At 33.9% G+C, this 16,684-nt stretch carries 20 protein-coding genes; 17 read left to right on the top strand and 3 right to left on the bottom strand.

Annotated features, from left to right (window positions below; all coding sequences use genetic code 11):
* The first annotated feature begins 56 nt into the window (after positions 1-56).
* The 6 genes from HY04AAS1_RS07700 to HY04AAS1_RS07680 are packed head-to-tail and all read left to right on the top strand — an operon-like array spanning position 57 to position 5,372.
* Positions 57-626 carry a sulfurtransferase TusA family protein gene (locus HY04AAS1_RS07700; protein ID WP_012514563.1) on the top strand — a complete coding sequence of 190 codons (570 nt, stop codon included), beginning with the start codon at positions 57-59 and terminating at the stop codon, positions 624-626.
* A gap of 19 nt (positions 627-645) precedes the next feature.
* The gene (gene gpmA / locus HY04AAS1_RS07695; RefSeq protein ID WP_012514562.1) at positions 646-1,389 is read left to right on the top strand and encodes a 2,3-diphosphoglycerate-dependent phosphoglycerate mutase; all 744 of its coding nucleotides are present in this window, start codon (positions 646-648) and stop codon (positions 1,387-1,389) included.
* Complete coding sequence (locus HY04AAS1_RS07690) at positions 1,386-1,637, top strand: hypothetical protein (RefSeq protein ID WP_012514561.1); 252 nt, start codon at positions 1,386-1,388, stop codon at positions 1,635-1,637. Before gpmA ends, HY04AAS1_RS07690 begins: the two co-directional genes overlap by 4 nt.
* Positions 1,634-1,801, top strand: a complete 168-nt coding sequence (locus HY04AAS1_RS08500) for a hypothetical protein (RefSeq protein ID WP_012514560.1) — start codon at positions 1,634-1,636, stop codon at positions 1,799-1,801. Before HY04AAS1_RS07690 ends, HY04AAS1_RS08500 begins: the two co-directional genes overlap by 4 nt.
* On the top strand, positions 1,776-2,702 hold the full coding sequence (locus HY04AAS1_RS07685; protein ID WP_012514559.1) for an RluA family pseudouridine synthase: 927 nt from the start codon (positions 1,776-1,778) through the stop codon (positions 2,700-2,702). The genes HY04AAS1_RS08500 and HY04AAS1_RS07685 overlap by 26 nt, the downstream gene beginning before the upstream one ends.
* A gap of 21 nt (positions 2,703-2,723) precedes the next feature.
* A complete protein-coding gene (locus HY04AAS1_RS07680; protein ID WP_012514558.1) occupies positions 2,724-5,372 on the top strand; it encodes a BamA/TamA family outer membrane protein in 2,649 nt (882 codons plus the stop codon).
* 1 nt (position 5,373) lies between these two features.
* Here the strand turns inward: HY04AAS1_RS07680 and HY04AAS1_RS07675 are convergent, their stop codons facing one another.
* Entirely contained in the window at positions 5,374-6,819 is a 1,446-nt protein-coding gene (locus HY04AAS1_RS07675; RefSeq protein WP_337954073.1) for a glycosyltransferase family 39 protein, read from the bottom strand.
* A 111-nt stretch (positions 6,820-6,930) separates the two neighbouring features.
* Between HY04AAS1_RS07675 and HY04AAS1_RS07670 the strand changes: the two genes are divergently transcribed.
* On the top strand, positions 6,931-8,112 hold the full coding sequence (locus tag HY04AAS1_RS07670) for an FAD-dependent oxidoreductase (RefSeq protein ID WP_012514556.1): 1,182 nt from the start codon (positions 6,931-6,933) through the stop codon (positions 8,110-8,112).
* 3 nt (positions 8,113-8,115) lie between these two features.
* On the opposite strand, the gene murD is transcribed toward HY04AAS1_RS07670, so the two are convergent.
* Both murD and HY04AAS1_RS07660 read right to left on the bottom strand, forming a co-directional pair.
* Positions 8,116-9,351 (bottom strand): UDP-N-acetylmuramoyl-L-alanine--D-glutamate ligase, encoded by a 1,236-nt coding sequence (gene murD, locus HY04AAS1_RS07665; RefSeq protein ID WP_012514555.1) that lies wholly within the window; start codon positions 9,349-9,351, stop codon positions 8,116-8,118.
* Positions 9,352-9,357: 6 nt separating this feature from the next.
* Positions 9,358-9,597, bottom strand: a complete 240-nt coding sequence (locus tag HY04AAS1_RS07660) for a hypothetical protein (protein WP_012514554.1) — start codon at positions 9,595-9,597, stop codon at positions 9,358-9,360.
* A 108-nt stretch (positions 9,598-9,705) separates the two neighbouring features.
* Between HY04AAS1_RS07660 and HY04AAS1_RS07655 the strand changes: the two genes are divergently transcribed.
* From HY04AAS1_RS07655 to fmt, 10 genes are all read left to right on the top strand, one after another.
* The gene (locus tag HY04AAS1_RS07655; RefSeq protein WP_012514553.1) at positions 9,706-10,317 is read left to right on the top strand and encodes a methylthioribulose 1-phosphate dehydratase; all 612 of its coding nucleotides are present in this window, start codon (positions 9,706-9,708) and stop codon (positions 10,315-10,317) included.
* The gene (locus HY04AAS1_RS07650) at positions 10,314-10,865 is read left to right on the top strand and encodes an acireductone dioxygenase (protein WP_012514552.1); all 552 of its coding nucleotides are present in this window, start codon (positions 10,314-10,316) and stop codon (positions 10,863-10,865) included. Before HY04AAS1_RS07655 ends, HY04AAS1_RS07650 begins: the two co-directional genes overlap by 4 nt.
* Positions 10,862-11,527, top strand: a complete 666-nt coding sequence (gene mtnC, locus HY04AAS1_RS07645) for an acireductone synthase (RefSeq protein ID WP_012514551.1) — start codon at positions 10,862-10,864, stop codon at positions 11,525-11,527. The genes HY04AAS1_RS07650 and mtnC overlap by 4 nt, the downstream gene beginning before the upstream one ends.
* 38 nt (positions 11,528-11,565) lie before the next feature.
* Positions 11,566-12,759: a TRC40/GET3/ArsA family transport-energizing ATPase gene (locus HY04AAS1_RS07640; RefSeq protein WP_012514550.1), complete on the top strand. Its 1,194-nt coding sequence runs from the start codon at positions 11,566-11,568 to the stop codon at positions 12,757-12,759.
* A gap of 30 nt (positions 12,760-12,789) precedes the next feature.
* A complete protein-coding gene (locus tag HY04AAS1_RS07635) occupies positions 12,790-13,992 on the top strand; it encodes a type III PLP-dependent enzyme (protein ID WP_012514549.1) in 1,203 nt (400 codons plus the stop codon).
* Between the two features lie 115 nt (positions 13,993-14,107).
* Positions 14,108-14,296, top strand: coding sequence for a CDGSH iron-sulfur domain-containing protein (locus tag HY04AAS1_RS07630; protein ID WP_012514548.1), 189 nt, complete (start codon positions 14,108-14,110; stop codon positions 14,294-14,296).
* 10 nt (positions 14,297-14,306) lie between these two features.
* Positions 14,307-14,528: a hypothetical protein gene (locus tag HY04AAS1_RS07625; RefSeq protein ID WP_012514547.1), complete on the top strand. Its 222-nt coding sequence runs from the start codon at positions 14,307-14,309 to the stop codon at positions 14,526-14,528.
* A 61-nt stretch (positions 14,529-14,589) separates the two neighbouring features.
* A complete protein-coding gene (gene cmk / locus HY04AAS1_RS07620) occupies positions 14,590-15,219 on the top strand; it encodes a (d)CMP kinase (RefSeq protein ID WP_012514546.1) in 630 nt (209 codons plus the stop codon).
* Positions 15,216-15,779 (top strand): UbiX family flavin prenyltransferase, encoded by a 564-nt coding sequence (locus HY04AAS1_RS07615; RefSeq protein ID WP_012514545.1) that lies wholly within the window; start codon positions 15,216-15,218, stop codon positions 15,777-15,779. Before cmk ends, HY04AAS1_RS07615 begins: the two co-directional genes overlap by 4 nt.
* Entirely contained in the window at positions 15,776-16,684 is a 909-nt protein-coding gene (fmt, locus tag HY04AAS1_RS07610) for a methionyl-tRNA formyltransferase (protein ID WP_012514544.1), read from the top strand. The genes HY04AAS1_RS07615 and fmt overlap by 4 nt, the downstream gene beginning before the upstream one ends.

The raw sequence follows: 16,684 nt of genomic DNA, 5'->3' as shown, positions 1-16,684 counted from the left end.
TTATCCTTTTATTTTAAAATTGTATGTTTATATTTGTATATTTGTGAGGTGAGCTTATGGAGACAGTGGATACGAGAGGATTGTTCTGTCCGTTACCTCTTACGATAGTTTCAAGAAAGTTGAAGGATATACCTGTAGGCGAAAAGCTCATGGTTATGGCGGATGACAAAGCTTTCAAAAAAGACATAGAAACGTGGTCTTTTGAAACCGGCAACAAGCTTATAGATTTTAAAGAGGAAAATGGATACTACGTAGCTATAATAGAAAGGGGCAAAGGCTTTAAAGGAGAAAAACTCATAGACAAAATTAAATTTATAGCCCTTGGTGTTAAGCTTCATACAATAAAACATTTTCTTGATATAATACCTTTTGGTAAGCCAAAATATCTAATAACTTTTGTCTCTGTGTCAGAAGGTGTTAGAGCAGACAAATTTTTGCAGGAAAAGAACATGAACTCCTACGTAAAACTACCAGTGCCAAAAGAGATATATCCGCATTGCGGTATTGTATTTGGCTTTTCATCGAAAGAAAAGGCTTTTGAAACTTACAAGTTTCTAAAACAAAACAAATTTGCTGTAGAAGATGTTTTTGCCATAGAAAAAGGCGAATATCCAAAACTTACTTAAAACATAGTATAATATTTTCATGTATACGTTGGTGCTTTTAAGACATGGACAAAGCCTTTGGAATTTAGAGAACAAGTTTACAGGTTGGATAGATGTAGACTTAAGCGATCAAGGTAAAGAAGAAGCTAAGAATGCCGGTAAGGCTATGCTTGAGGCTGGCATAACACCAAAAGCCGCTTTTACGTCTTATCTTAGAAGAGCCATAAATACGTTAAACATAGCCCTTGATACAATGAACCTTCATTATATAGATGTCTTTAAAAGCTGGAGACTAAACGAAAGACATTACGGAGCACTTCAAGGCCTAAACAAAAAAGAAATGGTAAAAATACACGGAGAAGAACAAGTAAACATATGGAGAAGAAACTACGATGTTCCTCCACCTCCACTTCCCAAAGATGACCCAAACCACCCATGCAACGACCCAAGGTATAAGCATATAAGATGTCAAGATTTACCATCCTCAGAATCCTTAAAAGATACCTTAGAAAGAACGCTTCCTTACTTTCAAGATTTTATAGCACCCACTCTTTTTCAAAGAGGATGCGTATTGGTGGCCGCTCACGGAAACTCCCTTAGAGCCATAGTAAAATACATTGAAGATTTGAGCAAAGATGAGATAGTAAAACTAAATATACCCACTGGTATACCACTTGTTTATGTAGTAGATGATAATTTAAATATAAAAAGCAAAAGATACTTAGCAGATGAGGAAACCCTTAAAAAAGCCATAGAATCTGTGGCAAATCAAACAAAAGCATGAATACCAAAGAAAAGGCCGTAGAACTATCTAAAGAAGTCATAAAAAAGATATTAGAATGCGGTACAGACATAGATGAGTTTTATAGGCTTTTTAGAGAATTAAGAATTTTAGAAGATGAAAGCCCAAACTTTGCAAAGGCTATTTTAAATGTAGAACACGGCTTTTTTATGACTATCCAATCTTTAAACGTTTTAAAAGAACAGCTTCAGCTTCTTAGCGTAGCAGCCAAAAAAGAAGAGATTATATGATAGAACTTGAGATAAACGATAAGAAAATACGCTTGAAAGAGTTTCCATCAAAGGCTTTAGAAAGCACAATAATAGGTTTTATAAAAGCCCTAAACTTAGAAGAAGAACCGCATGAGATAAAAATCCTTATCAAAAAAGATGCCGCAGATAAAAATAACCCCTGATATAGCCGGTGAACGTATAGACGTTTTAATATCAAACATATATAAAGATATATCAAGGGAGTATATAAAAAGGATAATAAAAGAAAACGGTGTTTTGATAAACGGTGAAAAGGTTTTTAAAAGCTCAAAAAAGGTTTTTGAAAACGATGTATTAGAGTTTGAAATACCTCCTCCAAAAAAATTAGATGTAAAAGCCCAAGATATACATATAGATATACTCTATGAAGATAACGATTTGGCTGTGGTGGTAAAACCCTCTGGCATGCCTTCTCATACAGGACCAGGACACGATGAAAACACGTTAGTAAACGCTTTACTTGCTAAGTTTGGAGATTTGTCTGTAATAGGTGGGGTAGAAAGACCGGGCATTGTGCATAGGCTTGATAGATATACTCATGGGCTTATGGTAATAGCAAAAAACGATGTCAGCCATCAAAAGCTATCTTTGATGTTTAAAAATAAAGAGGTAGATAAACACTATAAAGCTATAGTATATGGTATATCAAGGTTTAAAGAGCAAACCATAGAAACTTTTATAAGAAGACATCCAACCAACAGATTAAAATTTGAAGTGGCAAACGAGGGAAAACTGGCTATAACAAAATACAGCTTAGAAAAACCTTTGAAAAATGCAAGCTTGCTAGACATAAAAATATACACTGGAAGAACCCATCAAATAAGAGTCCACATGTCTTACATAGGACATCCTATCGTTGGGGATACGCTTTATGGCTACAAGCACTCTTATTTTGATAAAACCCTTGAACATATGATAGGTAAAAGGTTTTTGCTGGTGGCTTACAAGCTAAGCTTTCTTCATCCTAAAAGCCAAAAACCAATGGAATTTGAGATAGATATGCCAGATTATTTTAAAAACGTTTTAAAATATTTAGAATCCTAAATTTTTATTATAATTAAAAAGATGAAAAAAATAATGTTAATAGTTATTTTACTTTTAATAAACAAAGCTTTTGGAGAAGCTATTATAACATCAAATTATCCTTTGGCAAAAAATAACTTCTCAAAAGTTATCACAAAAGAGAATCTAAAAAGAATGATAGGTATTATAAAAAATATAGATTATGTAAAAGATGTAAAAGTTTTGGGCTTTAAAGAAGATAAACCTATTTTATACATAGAAAGATATCCAATAATAAAGCATGTAAAAATAACCGGCAACACCTTTTACCATGCTATAGACCTCATACCGATAGCAAATATAAGACCTGGCACACCTGTAAAAGAGTCTATTGGAAAAAAAGAAAAGCTAATAAAAGAGTTTTTAGAGGAGTTTTACAAAGATCATGGGTTTTTGAAAGCAAAGGTAAAAGACAAAATAACAGAAAGCAAAGATGGATATTTAAATGTATATATCAACATAAAAGAGGGAAATCTCTACTTTATAAAGGATGTTTTTGTAAATGGAAAAAAGTTCAAAAATGATAATCTTCCAATAGGTGATATAGCAAACATCAAAAACCTAAACAAAATATACAACATAGTAAGAAAACACTTTGGTAAAAACGCGAGGGTTTTTGTATATCAAGAAAAGCTAAAAACGCTTATCACAAAAAGACCTTTTAAGGCTATCTTTGGAGCACAAAATATAAAACATAACATATTTCATATAGTGGGGGTTTTTGTAAACGATATCTCAAAATTTTTAAACTATCCAATACCTTTTACAAAAGTAGCCCTTGGAGAAGGTGGTGTAGTAGATATTTATTACAAAGTCTATCAAAGACCTTTAGGGAGTATCTCTTTTGAAGGCAACAAAGCTTTTAACGATAAAATCTTAAAAAAGGTGGCAAATATAAGCGATATAGATATATTTACACTACAACAAGCAAAAGGAAACATCTTAAGATTTTACAAAGATATGGGTTATCTTGATGCAAAAATCCACTACAAGGTAAACAAAGAGTATACAAACGCCATATTTTACATAGAAGAGGGTCAAAGGTACAAACTAAACAATATATCTTCCAACTGCAAAGCTTTGGAAGATTTTATAAAAAAGCACTATAAAGTTAAAGATAATTATTTGGATTTATTTAAAATAAAAGCTCTCGTAAAAGAATATCACAAAAAACTTAAAAAAGAAGGATACATATATGGATTTTCCTACAAATACAACGTAGAGAAGTTGCCAAACTATCAAGCAAACATAAATATAAACATAAACAAAGGTTATAAGATTATATTAGGCCGTATCATAGTAAAAGGCACTAAAAACAGACACATCCTAGATATTTTTAAAAGCTATAAAACTCCAAGAGAATACAATGCAAAAGACATAGAAGACCTTTACAAAGATAGTATCTTAACCGCTAAGAAATACGGATATTTTGACGTAAAAATAAAGCCAGTGGCACAGGTAAAAACTATAGGCAAACATTATTACAAATACATATATACGTTTGATATAAACTTAGGTAAAAGATACGAAAACGGAAACACGGTGATATATGGCTACAACCACACATTAGAGCATAGCATCCAATATATGGCAGCATTACCAAAGTATTACTCCTTAGAGGACGAAAGAAGGGCGATAAAAAATCTACAAGAAAGCTCAATATTTAGTGCAGTAAACTTAGAAACGTTTTTAAATAAAAAACAAAAGAAAGTGGATAGACTCATAGAACTCCAAGAGGGTAAAAGAGGGTTTTTTAGAGTAAAAGCAGGTTACAACACAGAACAAAGGTTGATATTAGATAGTTCCTTGATGTGGGCAGATTTATTTGGCACACCGGCGATGGCGATATTCAACTACAACATATCCAGCTTAAACACCACTTACAAACTTGGTATATCTGACAAATTTTTATTTTCTAAAAATTACTTAGGGGATATTTTCTATCAAAGGGATTTTGAAATACACAACAGCTATTACTTTTTATCAAAAGGCATAAACCTTGATATAGGAAGAAGGATAGGAAATTATTATACCTTTAGCATAGGCTATTCCAGGACAAGAGACTATGTTTACAACGCTCCTATTCAAGACAACGGATATTCAAATCAAGAAACCGTTAGCTTCAACCTCACAAGAGATTACAAAAATAGATCCATAAACCCCACAAAAATAGGCTATGACAACGTTAGTTTCACCAAAAGCCTACAAACCGGTTACAACAGTTTTAATATAAATACATACTATCTTATACATATAATAGATAAGATATTTTATAGTTTTAAATTTGGGTTTGGAGCAGAAAACGACGGCCTTATATACCAAAGGTTTTTCTTAGGTGGTCTTAAGGATATGATGGGTTATAACTTTGAAGATATAGGTTCTCCAGAAGGCGGAAAATATTACGGGTTTTTAAGAAACGAGATAGATTTTCCCATCAAAAGCCCCTTTAACTTGGCACTTTTCACAGATGTCGGCAACGTAGCCAACAACATATCTGGTATTACAAAAAATATAAAACAAGATGTTGGTGCTGGTGTATTTGTATATACACCGATTGGCCCTGTAAGATTTGATGTAGCAAAACCCATCACAAAAATACCAAACATAAACTCTTCTATAAAATACTATATATCAATAGGATATTTTTATTGATTTAATAACTACGTGTCTTTACCTGTTTTATATGCCCGTTGTAATCTTTTAATACATATATATAGTAGGTTTCTACAGGTTTAGATCTCCAGTAAACGGTGTAAGTGGTTTGATATATTATTTTTTTAAAGCCAGATAAAACTTTGTCATCTATCGGATGAACGCTTACAAAGATCCCATCGTGCCCTATATCGTTTTTCATAAGAGGTTGCCATAGATAAAACTCATTCATCCTTGTACCTAAATTTATACAAAACACTTCAGGATGGTCTTTCATATAAAAAGCAAGCTCCCCAGCTATTTGATAGTAATCGCTAAACACCAAATCCCCAGGTTTGTAAAATCTTGATACAAAAGCACCAAGCTTATCCCAGCCTGCCAAAAATTTTGTAGGATCGTGAATGGGTTTTAAAATATTACCAAGACCTATTAAATCAAGAATTGGTGTAAACATCACAAGTATTGTTATAAGCATAGAAAAACCTATATAAAGTATCTTTTTTCTAAAAGCCTCAAAATATTTTGATATTAAAATAAACGCACTAAAGTAAGCAAAATCTGGCCAATTGGCTTGTACGTTTGTATTTATACTAAGAATAGCAAAAAATAGCAAAATAGGCCAAGATAAAATGATAAAATACATATCATTGTGGTCTTTTTGTTTTAGGCTTTTAAAAGAAGCGTATAAAAATACAAAAAACCAGACTATTGATAACACTCCAATTTGCCCTCCTAGGAAATTCAAAACCCTTAGGGCTTTAACACTAGCATCATCTTCTATTCCCGCCAAAGCCCCCACATGCTTAAACCCATCGAAGTGATGAAAAGCATTCCATATTATCACTTGAATGCCAAGTACTGTAGCTATTAACATTGAAAGATAAGGTTTAAAGCTTTTAAGAACATCTTTTTTATATATAAAAGCATAAATAAAACCAAGCACCAAAAAAACAGCGGTATACTTTGCTAAAAAAGCAAGTCCTGCAAATATGCCAAGGTATATGTAGTCTCTTAATTTATTCTTATGAAGGGCTTCGTACATTGCTATGACACTAAGTCCCCAGAAAAACAAAAAAGGCGCATCGGTGGTCATCAGTATTGCGTTTATGTTAAAGCCTATGACGGTGTTTGGTATAACAGAAGACCAGAAGGCAGCAGATGGACCATATATTTTTTTAACAAAAAAATAAGAAAAGTTTAACATTATAAAAGCAAACAAAATGGGCCATATTCTAACAGCTAAATTGTTTATACCAAAAAGATGCATCGAGACAAAGTTTAAATATGCCACCAAAGGAGGTTTTGAGTAGTAGCTAAAATCTATATGTCTAGCCCAGTCCCAATACTGAACTTCTTCTGGGTCCAAGGATATAGGGTAAAAAAGCACGTACGTTATCCTAAAGATCAGAAAAAACACATTTATTAAGAAGACATTTTTAAAGTTCATCAAAACTATTATATTGCAATAAGACTGATTTAATTGTGAAATCATATAGGGATTTAGTTTTATGGCTTTTGGCATAGAAAATAATACAAAGTAAGAGTATATTAACTTAATATGAAAAAGGTATTGGTATTAGGCGGTGGTATAGCTGGTGTAGAGGTAGCTTCTTTGCTTAGTGAATATGGTTTTGACGTAACGCTTGTTTCAAATAGAGATTACTACTATATATATCCACTGGCTATATGGATACCTGTAGAGAGGATAAAATTTAACGATATAAAGATGAATCTAAACAACTTAGCCTTAATACATAACTTTAGATTTATCAAAGATGAAGTTTTGTCTATAAAAGCCAAAGAAAAGGAAGTAGTACTAAAAGAGAATGGTAGTTTAAAAGATTTTGATTATCTTGTGATAGCCCTTGGGGGATCTAAAGTAAATCCAAAAGGCATGGAATACGCTTACTCTATATGCTCAGAACCCACTCAAGCATTAGAACTAAGAGAAGCAATCCAAAAGCTTGTTTTAAAAGGTTCTGGTAAAATAGCTATAGGTTTTGGTGGCAATCCAAAAGACCCATCTGGTGTAAGAGGAGGACCTGCTTTTGAGCTTTTATTAAACTTAGACGATTACCTTAGAAAACTAAATCTAAGAGAGAACTTTGAAATAACATTTTTTGCGCCGATGGATAAACCAGGTATTAGACTTGGAGAAAAAGCTTACAACAGCGCCATGGATATGCTCAAAAAACTAAATATAAACATAAAAACCGGTAAGAAGATAAAAGAGTTTCAAAAAGATGGCGTAGTGTTAGAAGATGGTGAAAAGATAGAAGCAGATGTTATAGCCTTTATACCAGCCACTGATGGGCATAAAGCTATAAAAGAATCCGATTTACCACAAAACGAAGCTGGGTTTATAAAAATAGACGATACCACAAAAGTAATTGATTTTGATTATGTATACGCTATAGGTGATTCCGCCGCTTTAGAAGGACCAGATTGGAAAGCCAAACAAGGACATCTTGCCGAAGCAATGGCAAGAGTTTGCGCTTTTAATATAGCTCTAAAAGAAGATAAAGCTAAAGGAGCACCAAAAAGCTATAAAGAGCATATGAGTATAATATGCCTTATGGACATGGGCACAAAAGGAGCCGGGCTTGTTTATAGAAACGATAAAAAAGCAATATTCTTACCTATGCCTGTGATAGGGCATTACCTCAAAAAACTTTGGGGTATGCACTTTAAATTGGTGAAAATGAAAAAAGTACCAAAGCTTCCATACATCAACTATTAAAATTCAACTATTAAAATGCTTTTTTACAAGCTCGTTAAAAACCTCACCTCTATGCTTATAACTTTCAAACATATCAAAAGAAGCGCAAGCTGGAGAAAAAAGTATAGTATCACCTTTTCTTGCCTGCTCTTTGACCTTTAGAAGAGCGCTTTCCAAATCCTCCAATACATACACTTTTAAAAAATGCTCAATTTGATCTTTTATTAGATTTTTATCTTTTCCATACAAAAATACGGCTTTAATCTTATCTTTGTAAGCCTCAATAGAAGAAAAATCCCCTCCTTTATCTATACCACCAGCTATAAGAAGAATAGGGGCTTTGGTAGATTCTAAAGCGCTCATAAGGGCATTTACCGTTGTGGATTTAGAATCGTTGCATATATCGATACCTTCAAAGTTTCCTAAGTATTGGTATCTAAAAGGAAGTGCTTCGAAGGTTTCTAAGTTCTTTTTTATCTCTTCTAAACTTATACCCATACTAAAAGCCACAAAACTAGCAACCGCAATATTATAAAGATTGTGAAGACCTTTTAAAGAAGGATGAGATATATTCTCTATCAAAAGTTCATCTTTGTAATATACATCACTTCCCACAACTTTCAAATCCCCATTTTCACCAAAAAATATCTTTTTAGCTAAAGAAGGAGTATCGCATACTGGTTTTTGGGCATTTAATATCAATATATCTTCTTGTGTTTGATTTTTAAATATCTTCTGTTTTGACAAAAGATAGTCTTCTAAGCTTGGATGCCAATCAAGGTGATCTTTCGAAAAGTTTAAAAATACACCTACGTTTGGTCTAAACGTATCCAAGGTTTTCCCTTGAAAAGAAGATGCTTCTAGCGCTACATTCTCTTTATCGTTATCAAGGACTATTTCGCTAAAAGGTGTGCCGAAGTTACCTCCTTCTTTAAAAGAGGTGAAATGATGTATAAGATGCACAGTGGTAGATTTGCCATCGGTACCTGTTACTGCTATTATATTTTTACCTTTGTAAAATCTATAAGCTAATTCGGTTTCTCCTATTACTTCTTTTGAAGATTTTATAGCCTCTTTCCAAAGAGGATGAAAAGGTGGTATACCAGGCGATAAAACTACTGTGTCTATCTCATTCCAGACATCTTGCCAAAGATTTTTATCTTCTTTATCGTCCCCTATATAAGCCTTAAAACCTTTTGCTTTTAAAAGGTTAAAAGCCGCTAAACCGCTTCTTCCTTTTCCCCAAACAAGATACGCCACTAAGCTTTATCTATAAAGGTTCAATACAGTTGCTGTAAGCTGTGGGTTATTTTGAAGGTTCTGATTATTTTGCTGTTCTTGAGTATTTTGATTTTTAACTTGATTGCTTTTGCTAATAGCTGCAGTTTGAGCTGTATTTTGAGCCGTGTTTTGATTGTTAGCTTGCTCGTTTACCTTATTATGGTGATTTGCACCGTAAGCGTTATAAGCACCAATAACATTTACATTAGCATTTACATTTGCCATATTTCATCCTCCTTAAAAATAAATATAATAAATTTTTGATTTTTTGCAAGATATTTATGCACTCACTTGACAATCCCTAAAACAAAGAATATACTATAACTTTTAATTATGGAAGAAAAAGTAGCTGATGTTATAAAGATTGCAAAGGAGTTTCACACAAGAGGATGGCTTCCAGCTACCGCCGGTAATTTGTCATTTAGAATTGACGATAAGAAAATATGTATTACAGCCTCTGGAACTCACAAAGGATATATAAACGAGAAAGATTTTGTCATTGTGGATTACGAAGGCAAAACCATAGATGGCAAGAAAAAACCTTCGGCTGAAACGCTCCTTCATATTGTAGTATATAAAAATTTTCCTGATATAAACGCAGTTTTCCATGTTCATACTATAAACGCTACTTTGATATCAAGGTTATTAAAAGACAAGGTTTTACTTAAAGATTATGAGCTTTTAAAAGCTTTTGACGGAATAGATACCCACGAGACTGTTGTGGAAATACCCATTTTTGACAACATGCAAGACATGAAGAAGCTATCAGATATTGTAAAAAAAGCCATAGAAAAAGGTGAAGTAAAATATGGATTTTTATTAAAATCTCACGGCATTTACGCTTGGGGTAAAGATACAATGGATGCTTACGTAAAACTTGAAGCCCTTGATTTTTTGTTTGATTGCGAGTTAAAAAGTATGCATTTGCAAAGAGGTGCCCTATGAGTCATCTTGTGATTTACAATGAAGAAGGTAGCGTTTTAGAGCTTATAAAAGAATATGAGGCAGTATCAAAGAGATTGGCAGCATTGGGTGTAAGGTTTGAAAGGTGGAAAGCCGACAATGAACTTTCCTGGGATGCTGGTCAAAAAGAGGTAATAAAAGCTTATGAAGAGGATATAAATAGAATAATAAAAGAGTTTGGGTTTAAATCTTTGGATGTAGTAAGCCTAATACCAGAAAATCCTAAAAAAGATGAGTTAAGAAACGTGTTTTTAAAAGAACATACGCACTCTGATTTTGAAGTGAGGTTTTTTGTAGATGGGTCAGGTACTTTTTATCTTCATATAGATGATAAAGTTTATGTGGCTTTTTGTGAAAAAGGGGACTTTATAAGTGTACCAGCTTATACAAAACATTGGTTTGATATGGGTTCAAAGCCTTTTTTCAAAGCTATAAGATTTTTCTTGATACCTGAGGGTTGGGTAGCAGATTTTACAGGCTCTGATATATCTTTAAAGATTCCAAGCCATGATGACATAGCCTCTCTATGATAAAAGCTATTCTTACAGATATTGAGGGCACCACATCTTCTATAAACTACGTAAAAGATGTGATGTTTGGATACTCAAAAAAACGCTTAAAAGACTATTTACAAACACACTGGGAAGAAGAACACGTAAAAAATATTGTAAAATCCTTATCTCAAAAGCTTGAAAAAAACATAGATTTACAAACAGCCGTTTTAGTTTTCAAAGATTTTATTGAAAAAGATATAAAAGATACACTTTTAAAAGAGCTACAAGGGCATATATGGGAAGAGGGGTTTAAAAGTGGTGAGCTAAAAGGCCATATATACGAAGATGCTTATATCAAACTAAAAGAGTTAAAAGAAAAAGGATACAAAATTTTTGCTTATTCTTCTGGGTCTATAAAAGCCCAAAAACTATTTTTTGGATATTCAGTATACGGGGATATAACAAACTTTTTTGACGGATTTTTTGATACAACAATGGGTTCTAAAAAAGATAAAAACTCTTATATAAAGATAGCTTCAGCTACCGAAATAGATCCACAAATGTTTTTATTTTTATCCGATGTTAAAGAAGAAATAAACGCGTCAAAAGAAGCAGGCATGAACGCTATTTTAGTATCAAGGGATAGACCCTGCGAAGAAAAAGACTGTATAAGGGATTTTACTGAGATAAACCTTTAAAAGGTTGATTTTTAATGTCTATATATTAAATTTTGTATATGCGAATAATACTTTTTTCTGGAAAAGGCGGTGTAGGTAAAACTACGGTATCAGCAGCCACTGGTTATAAGCTTTCCAAGATGGGCTACAAGACGATTGTGGTTTCTTTAGACCCAGCCCACAGCTTAGGGGATTCTTTCGATATACCAGATGAGCAAAAATACGCCGTTAAAGGTCTTCCAATTCAGATAAATGAAAATCTTTATATTCAAGAGATAGATATTCAAGAAGAAATAGATAGATATTGGGGAGATGTCTATAGATTTTTAGAGCTTCTTTTTAACACCACAGGGCTTGACGGTGTTTTATCTGAAGAACTCGCCATACTACCTGGCATGGAAGAAGTTACAAGCTTACTTTATGTAAACAAATATTACAAAGACAGAGAGTTTGATGTATTGATACTAGACTTACCACCCACTGGAGAATCTCTGAGATTTGTCTCGATGCCTACGGTTTTGAAATGGTATATGAAAAGGATATTTAAAACAGAACGTATGATTTTTAAAATGGCAAGACCTGTGGCTAAAAGGCTTACAGATGTCCCAATCCCAGACGATAACTATTTTCAAGCTTTAGAAAACTTTTATGAAAAGCTAAAAGGTGTGGATGAAATACTTATAGACCCAGATACCACCTCAGTTAGGATAGTAGCAAATCCAGAAAAGATGGTGGTAAAAGAAAGTCAAAGGGCTTATATGTATTTTAATCTGTTTGGTGTAAACGTCGATGCTGTGATAGTAAACAAAGTCCTTCCAAAAGACAAAGTGGCGGATTGTGAGTTTTTCAAAGAATGGGTAAAATCTCAGCAAAGTTATCTTGAAGAGATAAAATCTTTGTTTACACCTACTCCTATATTTGATGTACCCACTATGCAAGAAGAAGTATGCGGTTTACAAAAGCTAGAAATATTATCTGATTTAATATACAAAGATAAAAATCCTGCAGATATACTCTTTAAAGATAAGCCTTTTGAGTTTTTACAATCAAACGGCAACTATATGTTGAGATTAAGAGCCCCCTATATAAGAAAAGACGCTATATCTGTGGTAAAAGGAGAGGATGAGATCATAGTAAGGGCCGGCAACTTCAAATCCCACGTAATGCTTCCAAGAAAACTAAGAGATTACGAACCAATCAAAGCTAAATACGATACTCCTTATCTATATATAGACTTAGCAAAAAATAATTGAAATTTAATAAAAAGGTATTATACTAATCTTATGCCAGAAAAAGTTTTGGAAGCTGAAGAGGTGCCGGATGTATATCCTTTGCAGTATAAGTTTGCGAAGCAGTATTTTGATAGCATAGTATTAAGAAAACCCTTTATATTGGATGTTCTTAAAAACGTAAAAACCCCGACTCTAGTCATAAACTTAGACAGAATAAAAGAGAGGTTTATAGAACTACAAGAGGCTTTAAAAGAAGCAAAGATATATTATGCGGTAAAAGCAAACGATCATCAAGAAATATTGGCTTTGCTAAATGACCTTGGCAGTGGTTATGAAGTGGCTTCTTCCTGGGAACTGGAAAAAGTCTTAAGACTTGGAGTAGATGGTTCAAGAATTATATCTAGCAACCCGGTAAAACCATTAGATTTTATAGATTACGCTTATAAATCTGGTATTAAAGCTTTTAGCATAGATTCATACAAAGAAATAGATAAGTTAAAAAAGATAGCTCCAAGATCAAGAGTATACATAAGGCTAATAGTACCAAACGAAGGAAGCGATTGGCCTCTTACCAACAAATTTGGCGTTGATGTAGATACCGCTTTAGATATTCTTGAGTATGCAAAATACCAAGGATTTGTACCTTATGGTATAACATTTCATGTAGGTTCCCAGTGCAACAACCTAAGAAATTGGTTTATAGGTATAAAAAAAGCTTGGGAGCTTTGGGAAAAAGCCATATACAAAGATATAAAACTTACAATGCTAAATTTAGGGGGTGGTATCCCCGTAAACTATCAATACGAATCCCTTAGTATAAGAGATATTGGTTCTTACATAGAGGCGCTTTTGCAAAAGTATTTCCTTATAAAGCCTATGGAAGTACAAATAGAACCAGGAAGAGGACTTGTAGGAGATGCTGGAGTGTTGGTTAGCTCTGTGATAGGCAAAACCACAAAATATATAAACGGTGAAGAATCTTACTGGATTTACTTAGATACTGGGGTATTTAACGGGCTTGCTGAAGTTTTAGGGGGCATAAGCTATCCTATGTATGCTGAGCAAAAAGGCGAGATAAAACCATACACCATAGCTGGGGTTAGTTGCGACAGCATGGATATAATATCAAATTTCACATATCTTCCAGAGGTGGACATAGGCGATAGAGTGTATATAATGGCAACGGGTGCTTACACTACAGTTTACGCTGCCAATTTCAACGGCTTTGGCATACCGGAAACTGTTTTTGTATAAAGCTTTTATTTTTAAGTATACCTTTATATACTTACTCACTATAAAGTGCCTACTTGACAAGATAAACTATACACTTTAATATAAAACTATCAAAAAACCAAAGGAGGTTTAACCTATGGCAAGACTTGTCAAGTTAAGCGGCAAAGGACCTGTACAGGTAAAAGCCCAAGAAGAAAAATGGGTTTGCACGTGTGGGCTGTCAAAGGGTTTCCCATTTTGCGATGGATCTCACAAAAAGACCCAAGACGAAGCTGAAGGAAAGCTTTATATATATAGTGAAAACGAAAGGATAGAGTTAACATAAGGAGAAGTCTATGGATCAAGAGTTTGACAGACAAAAGGTCAAAGCTTATATAGAAGGTTTGAAGATTTTAAAAGCCAAAAACGATGAGCTTCTAAAAGAAATTGAAGCTGTGGCAAAGCATGCTCCAGTGGAAGGCTGTGAGCGTTTTATGAAGGCAATGTATGATAACCTAAAACAAAATTCTGAAAACATATCTGGTGCCATCGAATACTGGGAAGGCGAGTTAAAATAAACATGCAAGGCCCGGCTTAGGGCCTTTTTATTAAACATAAGCTTTAATGTATAATATTTAGGTGAACTATAAAATTATAGCTATAGATGGACCAGCTTCCAGTGGTAAATCAAGCGTATCGCGGGAGCTTTCTAAGATTTTGGGATATATTTATTTCAATACAGGTCTTGTTTATAGAGCCATTGGTTTTTTAAAATCAAAAAATATAGATTTTTTTGATGCTGTAGAAAAAAATAGACTTGTTTTTGAGCTTTTAATAGGACAAACAAAAGTAATTTTTGATCATGATGATATAACAAAAGAACTTACAAAAGAATATGTAGGGGCTTTGGCGTCAGAGGTGGCAAAAGAACCAAGTTTAAGGGAAAAGATAATCGTGTTTCAAAGATCTTTGGTAAAAGATAACGCCGTTGTAGAAGGAAGGGATGTTGGTACTCACATATTTAAAGATGCCACGATAAAGTTTTTTATAGATGCAGATCCAAAAGAAAGAGCATTGAGAAGGTATTTGGAAGAAGGTGGGTCTTATGAGGATATTTTAAATAAAATCCTAAAACGAGATGAAACCGATAAAAACAGAAAAGATTATCCTTTTAGAAAAGCAGAAGATGCCATACAAATAGATACCACTTGTATGACAAAAGAAGAGGTAATAAATCTTTGCATGGAGTATATTAAAAAGGTTTTATGAAAGAATCCATTGCCCTTCTTATCACCGGTGCCAGTGGAAGCATTTACGCTGTTAGGACTTTTGAAGTGCTAAAAGAGCACTACGATCTACATGTGGTGATGTCAAAAACCGCCAAGTACGTAATGGGTTATGAAACAGGAGTTGGTGAGGAGTTTTTTAAAAAAGAAGCCCATGTTTACGATTATACAGATTTTGCAGCTCCTATATCAAGCGGGTCTTTTTTATGCAAGTTTAAAGGGGTTTTGGTGGTGCCTTGTTCTATGGGGACTTTGGGAGCTGTGGCAAGCGGTGTTGCCCAAAATCTCATTCACAGAGTATGCGATACAGCCCTAAAAGAGAGAGTACCTCTTGTTATGCTTGTAAGAGAGATGCCTTACAACAGTATACACCTTGAGAACATGCTAAAACTAACAAACGCCGGTGCCATCATAATGAGCGCAAGCCCTGGTTTTTATCATAAGCCAAAAACCTTAGAAGAAAGTATAGACTTTGTAGTAGGAAAAGTTTTAGATACCCTAAGAATAGATCACAACATCTACAAAAGGTGGAAATCCTCATGAGGATAGTATTTTGCGGTACCTCTTCTTTTGCGGTGCCCTCTTTGGAGCTTTTAGCCAGTGAGTTTGAAATAGCCCTTGTAATCACCCAACCAGATAAACCAGCCGGAAGAGGTCAAAAACTCACGCCTCCTCCTGTAAAGCAAAAAGCCCTAGAGCTAAATCTAAACATCTCTCAGCCAGAAAAAATCTCTTTTTTAAAAGAAGAGCTTTTAAATATAAAACCAGATATCATGATAGTGGTGGCTTACGGGCAGATAATACCAAAATCAATGCTTGAAATACCAACGTTTAAATCGCTAAACCTTCACGGGTCAGTGCTTCCAAAGTATAGAGGTGCAGCCCCCATCCAACGGGCTTTGATGCAAGGAGAAAAAGAAACGGGAAATACAGTCATTCTGATGTCTTCTAAGATGGATGAAGGAGATATTTTATCTGTAGAATCTATACCTATAGAACAAGAGGATAACTACGAGAAACTTTCTAACAAACTATCTATAAAAGGTGCAAAGCTTTTAAAAGATACTATTTTAAGCTGGGTAAGTGGCAGCATAAAACCCATTCCTCAAAACCATCAAGAAGCCACATACGCTATGCCTATTTTAAAAGAGGAGTTAAGGATATGTTTTAAAACAAGTGCTTTTAGTATACACAACAAAATAAGAGGTGTATATCCAAACGCCTACGGCGTTTCAGGCGATCGCAATATCAAAATCCTAAAAACAAACATTGTAGAAAAAGATCTAAACCTAAAACCCGGTGAACTTTTTTACGATGGGAAATCTCTTTTTGTAGGTACTGGAGATTTACCTTTGGAGATTTTAGAGATTATGTCTTTAAAAGGAAAAAGAGTAAGCGGAAAAGAGTTTGCAATGGGTTATCTAAATCAAGTTAAAAAGTTTTATTAA

It is taken from the genome of Hydrogenobaculum sp. Y04AAS1, assembly GCF_000020785.1.
Lineage (GTDB): Bacteria > Aquificota > Aquificia > Aquificales > Aquificaceae > Hydrogenobaculum.
This window is presented reverse-complemented; position numbering and strand designations above follow the sequence as displayed.